This is a genomic window from Streptomyces sp. XY431, from assembly GCF_001279805.1.
Lineage (GTDB): Bacteria > Actinomycetota > Actinomycetes > Streptomycetales > Streptomycetaceae > Kitasatospora > Kitasatospora purpeofusca.
This window is the reverse complement of record NZ_LGDO01000481.1, coordinates 41,025-47,369: the sequence shown is the minus strand read 5'-3', so window position 1 is coordinate 47,369 and position 6,345 is coordinate 41,025. Positions and strand designations below refer to the sequence as shown.

General features: G+C 76.7%; 4 protein-coding genes and 1 pseudogene. All 5 read left to right on the top strand.

The window, feature by feature from the left end; genetic code table 11:
* Positions 1–196 (top strand): annotated as a pseudogene (locus tag ADK60_RS47135) (hypothetical protein); the annotation flags it as partial.
* A complete protein-coding gene (locus tag ADK60_RS47895) occupies positions 193–3,606 on the top strand; it encodes an AAA family ATPase (RefSeq protein WP_053650373.1) in 3,414 nt (1,137 codons plus the stop codon). The pseudogene ADK60_RS47135 and the gene ADK60_RS47895, both read left to right, overlap by 4 nt.
* Positions 3,603–4,487, top strand: a complete 885-nt coding sequence (locus ADK60_RS31215) for a S8 family serine peptidase (protein WP_045941448.1) — start codon at positions 3,603–3,605, stop codon at positions 4,485–4,487. The genes ADK60_RS47895 and ADK60_RS31215 overlap by 4 nt, the downstream gene beginning before the upstream one ends.
* A complete protein-coding gene (locus ADK60_RS31210) occupies positions 4,477–5,130 on the top strand; it encodes a GAF domain-containing protein (RefSeq protein ID WP_234371367.1) in 654 nt (217 codons plus the stop codon). Before ADK60_RS31215 ends, ADK60_RS31210 begins: the two co-directional genes overlap by 11 nt.
* On the top strand, positions 5,123–6,250 hold the full coding sequence (locus tag ADK60_RS31205) for an ATP-grasp domain-containing protein (protein ID WP_053650372.1): 1,128 nt from the start codon (positions 5,123–5,125) through the stop codon (positions 6,248–6,250). Before ADK60_RS31210 ends, ADK60_RS31205 begins: the two co-directional genes overlap by 8 nt.
* The last annotated feature ends 95 nt before the right edge of the window (positions 6,251–6,345 follow it).

Below are 6,345 nucleotides of genomic sequence, written 5' to 3'. Positions count from 1 at the left end.
GGCCGCGGCCGGACCCGCCGCCGACCCGGCGCGCGAGGCCGCGGGGTTGCCCGGGGAGGCGCACGGGGAAGCCCCGGGGGAAGCCCGGGGGAAGACGCCCACCGAGGATCCGACCCCCCCCGCCGCCCCCGCCGCCTCCGCCGCCCCCACCGGTCCCACCGCCCCCACCGGTCCCACCCCCGAGGAGCGGTCGTGAGCTGCGCCGCGTGCGGACACCGCACCGCCGACACGGACCGGTTCTGCGCCGGCTGCGGCACCCCGCTCACCACCGCGTCCGCCGCGTCCCCCGCTCCGCCCCCGGCCGTCGCCGAGCCGCGCGAATCCCGCCGCAAGGTGTCGATGCTCTTCCTGGACGTCGTCGGATCCACCACCCTCGCCGAGCGGCTGGACCCCGAACCGCTGCGCCGCGTGATGGACCGCTACTTCGCCAGCTGCGGCGCCTGCATCGCCGAACACGGCGGCGTCGTCGAGAAGTTCATCGGCGACGCGATCCTCGCGGCCTTCGGCGCCACCGTCGCCCGCGAGGACGACGCGCTGCGCGCCGTCCGGGCCGCCACCGGCGCGCTCGCCGCCCTGGCCGGGCTCACCGCCGACCTCGCCGCCGAGTACCGGGTCGAGTTGGAGGCCCGGGCCGGGATCTGCACCGGCAACGTCGTGGTGATCACCCGCCCGGGGGACGACTTCCGGGTCGTCGGCGACTCCGTCAACACGGCCGCCAGGCTGCAGACCGCCGCCGCTCCCGGCGAGGTGCTGATCTGCGCCGACACCGCCGCCATGGTGCGGGCGCAGGTGGGCATCGAGCCGGTCGAGCCGCTGCGGCTGAAGGGCAAGTCCCGTCCGGTGCCGGCCTGGCGGGTCACCGCCCCGGAGGCGACGGCCGAGGGCCCGGGACCGGTCACCCCGTTCATCGGCCGGACGGAGGAACTGGCCGCGCTGGAACGCGGCTACCGGCGGGCCCGGGACCGGCGCGAGGTGTGCCTCGCCACTGTCCTCGGCGCCCCGGGCATCGGAAAGTCGCGCCTGGTCCGGGAGTTCCTCTCCGGGCTGCCGGACGGCGAGGCGCTGGTGCTGGCCGGGCGCTGCTCCGCCTACGGCCGGGGGATCACCTACCGGCCGCTCGCCGAGATGCTCGGCTCGCTGCCCGGCGGCCGGCCCGAACTGGTGCGGCTGCTCGCCGAGGACGCCGCGTCGGCCGGGCCGCCGGACGGCGCGGACGGGCGCGCGCGACACCTGGTCACCCGCACCCTCGCCGCCGTCACCGACCCCAGCCATTCTGCCGACCCCACCGACCCGGGCCGCCCCGCCGACGCCGACCCGCCCCCCGGACAGGTCGGCGTCGAGGACATCGCCTGGGCCGTGCGCCACCTCCTGGAGGTGCTCGGCCGCTCCCGTCCCGTGGTCATGGTCTGGGAGGACCTGCACTGGGCGGAGGCGACCCTGCTCGACCTCGTCGACGAGATCGCCACCTGGCTGCGCGGCGTCCCCGTCCTGCTGCTCTGCGTGGCCCGCCCCGAACTGCTCGACCAGCGCGCCGACTGGGGCAGCGGCAAGCCGTGCGCGACCACCGTCGACCTCGGGCCGATGAGCGAGGAGCAGACCGCCGCCCTGGTCGGCGGTCTGGCCCTGCGCGGCGACGTCCACGCGCAGGACCTCCGGGCCGACGAACAGCGGGAACTGACCGGCCGGGTGGTCGCGTTGTGCGACGGCAACCCGCTCTTCGCCGAACAGCTCATGGACGTCTTCGCCGAGACCGCCCCCGGCACCCATGTGCCGCCCACCGTCCAGGCACTGCTCGGCGCGCGGCTGGACCAACTCCCGGCCACCGAGCGCGGACTGCTGGAACTGGCCGCCGTCGTCGGGCGCGAGTTCAGCCGCGGGCAGCTGCGGGCGATGGCCGAGGCCGACGGGGTGGTGCCGACCGCCGCCGACGAGGCGACAGCCCGGCTGGCCCGCCGCCGGGTCTTCGAACCCGGGCCGGCCGCCACCTACCGTTTCGCCCAGGCGCTGCTGCGGGACACCGCCTATGAGTTCACCCCGAAGACCCGGCGGGAGCGGTGGCACGACTTCCTCGCCGACCGGTTCTCCCACGCGCACCCGAGGGACCCGATGGCGGTCGCCTACCACGTCGAGGCCAGCTGGCAGCTGCGCCGCCAACTGCGGCCGGGCGACCGGAAGTTGCCCGTGCTCGCCGGAGCGGCGGCCGGGACCCTGATCGCCGAGGGGACACGTGCGCTGGCCCGCAAGGACCTCCCCGCCGCCGTCCAACTCCTCGAACGCGGCCGCACTTTGCTGCCGGTCGGGGACCCCCGGCACATCGCGCTCGCGCTGCACGTCTGCGACGCCGGGGTCTGGCTCCAGGACGAGGCCCGGTGCCGGGCCGCGCTCGACGCCGCCGAGGCCGCACTGCCCGGCAACCCGCGCGCCGCGGCCACCCTCGCCGTCCAGCGCGGGATCGTCGCGCTCCGGCTCGGCCTCGCCCCGCCCGCCGCCGTCGCCGCCGACGCGGACCGCCTCACCGCGCTGCTGGAGCACGACCCGGGCGACGACCGCAGCTGGTCCCGGCTCCACCAGCTGCGCGCCCACCTCGAACTCGCCGCCGAGCGCACCGCCTCCGCCGAGACCTCCTTCCGGCTCGCACTGGCCCGCGCCCGCGCGCTTGCCGACAGCTACGAGGAGGACCGACTCCTGTGCGCGGTCTGCGAGTTGGCCCAGTGGACGCCCACGCCGGTGGCCGCCTCGCTGGAGCTGTGCGCCCTGCTCGGCCGACGCTTCGCCGCCAACCGCTCGCTGCTGATCCCGGTGCTCGTCGCCCGCGCCCACCTGGAGGCGCTCGACGGGGACGTGGCCGCCGCGCGCCGCACCCTCGCCGAGGCGCTCACCTACTCCCACGACGTGCACGCCGACCTCGCGGACGCCGTCGTGCTGGACGCGGCGGGCTTCGTCGAGTCGCTGGCCGGCGCCCATGAGGTCGCCGAGGCCCGCTACCGGCAGAGCCTCGGTGTGCTGCGCGCCGCCGAGCACGCCCCGGACACCCGGACCACGGAGGTCGCCATCGCCCGCGAGCTGTTCGCCCAGGGACGGACCGGGGCCGCCGCCGCAGCCCTGGCCGCGCTCGACCCGGCCGACCACCCGGACAACCGGCGGGCCGACCACCCGGACACCCGGCCCGGCGACCACCCTCCCGACCACCCCGACGACCGCGACGGCCAGCGGGACAGCGACCGCGACGGCGGCAACCCGCGCGCCCGGCTGGGGGCGACGGCGCTGCGCGGCCGACTCGCCTCCGCCCGGGGCGACCACAGCGAGGCGGTCGCCGCCGCCACGGCGGCCCGCCGGCTGAGCGAGGGCTCCGACGACCCCTGCCTGGTCGGGGAGACGCTGCTCGATCTGGCGATCGTGCTCCGCGCGGCCGGCCAGGCCGAGCGGGCGACGGCTGAAGGGACCGAGGCGTTGCGGATGTTCGAGGCCAAGGGCGCCGCCCTGCCCGCCGGACGGGTCCGCGCCTGGCTCGCCGCCGGGCAGACGGACACCAGCAGTGGCACCGCCCCAGCCGCCCCAGCCGCCCCACCCGCCCCGCCCGGCGCCGAGGGCGGTGGCCGACGATGACCGACCTCCACCTCCCGCCCTGGCGCCGCCCGCCGCGCGACCACTTCCCGGGCGTGCCCGCCTGGAGCATGCCGGTCTCCGTCGTGCCCCAGGAACCCTTCGACATCAGCCCGCTCGGCGGCCACCTCACCCAGGACTGGGCCTGGGGCGGCGCCGACGGCTCGGGCGTGCGGGTCTGCGTCCTGGACAGCGGCGTGGACGCCGAACACCCGCTGGTCGGCGGCCTCGACCGCGCCATGGACGTGGTGCGCTCCGAGGACGGCACCCTCACCGTCACGCCGACCGAGCCGGGCGACACCGCCGGCCACGGCACCGCCTGCGCCAGCGTCATCCGCTCCGTCGCCCCCGGCGCGGCGCTCACCTCGGTCCGCGTCCTGTCCGGCGGCCGGCACGGCAGCGGCGCCGCCCTGCTCGCCGGGCTGACCTGGGCCATCGAGGAGGGGTACGACGTCATCAACATGAGCCTGTCGACGACCAAGGCGGAGTTCTGCGACGCACTGCGCGACCTCTCCGACTCCGCCTACTTCCGCCGCTGCGTCATCGTCGCCTCCGCCCACAACATGCCGGTGCGCAGCTACCCGTGGCCGTTCGCCTCGGTCATCTCGGTCGCCAGCCACGACAGCCCCGACCCGATGACCTACTACTACAACCCGTCACCGCCGGTGGAGTTCTACGCCCGCGGGGTGCGGGTGCCGGTGGCCGGCCCCGGCGGTCGCCACCTGCTCAGCACCGGGAACAGCTTCGCGACCCCGCACATCGCGGGTATCTGCGCGCTCATTCTCAGCAAGCACCGCTCGCTCACCCCCTTCCAGCTCAAGTCCGTCCTCTACCTGGCCGCTGAGAACGTAGCCGTACCCGATGGAGGTGCGCGTGTCGACTGACCCGTTGGAGAGTGCCGAGCTGCGGCAACGCAGACTGCTCCAGTCGATCGTGGAGGTTGCCCGCAGTGTGTTCGGCGCGGCCGCGGCCTCCGTGCTGCTGGTGGACGAGGCCGACGGCGACCTCGTCTTCGAGGCGGTGGCGGGGGAGGGGGAGCACCACCTGCTGGGCAGCCGCTTCCCGGCCGGCACCGGTATCGCGGGCTGGGCGCTGATGACCGGCCAGCCGGTGGTGGTGGACGACGTGGCGGACAGCCCGCAGTTCGCCCGCACGGCCGCCGAGTCCACCGGCTATGTGCCGAGCAGCATCATGGCCGCCCCGCTGATCTGCGAGGGCGACTGCATCGGGGTGCTGTCCGTGCTGGACCGCGACAGCCGGCCGCGCTGCGACCTCGGCGACATGGCCTCGCTCGGGCTGCTGGCCACCGAGATGGCCACGGTGCTGGAACTCCTCCTGACGCTCCGCTCCGCCGCCCCGGCCCCGGTGGCGGCGCCCGCGCCGGGGAAGGCGGCGGCCTTCGACCTGGCGGTGCTGCAACGCGTCGCCGACCGCCTCCCCGGCGCCTCGGACCACGTGGCCGCGACCGTCGGCAAGCTGCTGGCGATGGCCGACGACCTGCTCGCCACCGCCGACGCCGATGCCTGACCGCCCCGCCGGAGCGCCCGTCCCACCGGCCGCCCGGCGGCCCCCGCCCCGCTCGCCCTTCCTCGCCCAGCTCGACGACCCCGCCCGCACCCTGGACGCGCGCCCGCGTCCGGCCCCCTGCGTCCTGCTGCTCAGCCGCGCCTGCGACACCGACCTCGACCCGGTGCGGAACCTGCTCGCGGGCGCCGGCATCCGCACCGCCCGCCTGAACGCCGAGGAACTCGCCGCCACCTCCCTGACGATCGCCCCCGACGGCCGCACCGTGCGCCTGAACGGGCGCGAGCTGATCCCCACCGTCACCTGGATCCGCCACTTCGCGCCCACCGCCCTCGACCCGGCCGCGTTCGACCCCGGTAGCTTCGACCCCAGCGCCTTCGCCACCGCCCTCGGCCGCACTGCCCTCGGCCCGGCCTCCCCGGTCGCGGACACCGCCGGGACGCCGCGCGGCGCCTTCCTCCGCGACTCGTGGCAGGCGGCGGCCGCGCAGCTGGCGGCGATCTCCGGCACGGCCGTCCGACCCGACCGCCCCGGGGTGCTCTGCCAACTGGACCTCGCCCGCCGGCACGGGGTCGCGGCGCCGCGCGCCGTGCTGACCACCGATCCGCATCATGTGCGCGACGAGTTCGACAGCCCGCGCGTGGTCGTCAAGGCGGCCGGCCACCACTTCGTGGAGCCGGTCCCGGGCCGGCTGCACGGGATCTTCCCGACCGTCCTCGACCGGGCCGACCTGGCCGGCGGCCCGCGCCCCGGGCCGCCGGTGATCGTCCAGGAGTACGTCGAGCACGAGGCCGAACTGCGGGTCTACTTCGTCGGCGGGCAACTGCACGCCTTCGAGGTCACCAAGACCGCCCCGGCCGACCCCTGGACCGCCCCCGACCGGCTCGGTGTCCGCGCCCTGCCGTCACCGCCGCCGGCAGTCGCCGCCGCGACCCGCACCCTCGCCGCCGCGATGTCCCTGCGCTACGGCGCGTTCGACTTCCTCCTCAGCGCCGGCACCCCGGTCTTCCTGGAGGTCAACCCCGACGGCGACTGGCGCTGGGCCGAGCGCCGCACCCGCACCACCCCGGTCACCGTCGCCGTCGCCGCCATGCTGGCCGCGCTCCACCGGGCCGCCCTGTGAACCCCGCCGTCCTCTGAACCCCACCACCACCAGCGCCTCCCTCGGCCATTCGGCGCAGCCGGCCGCCACCGGACCGCCGCCGTCCCGTCCCGGCG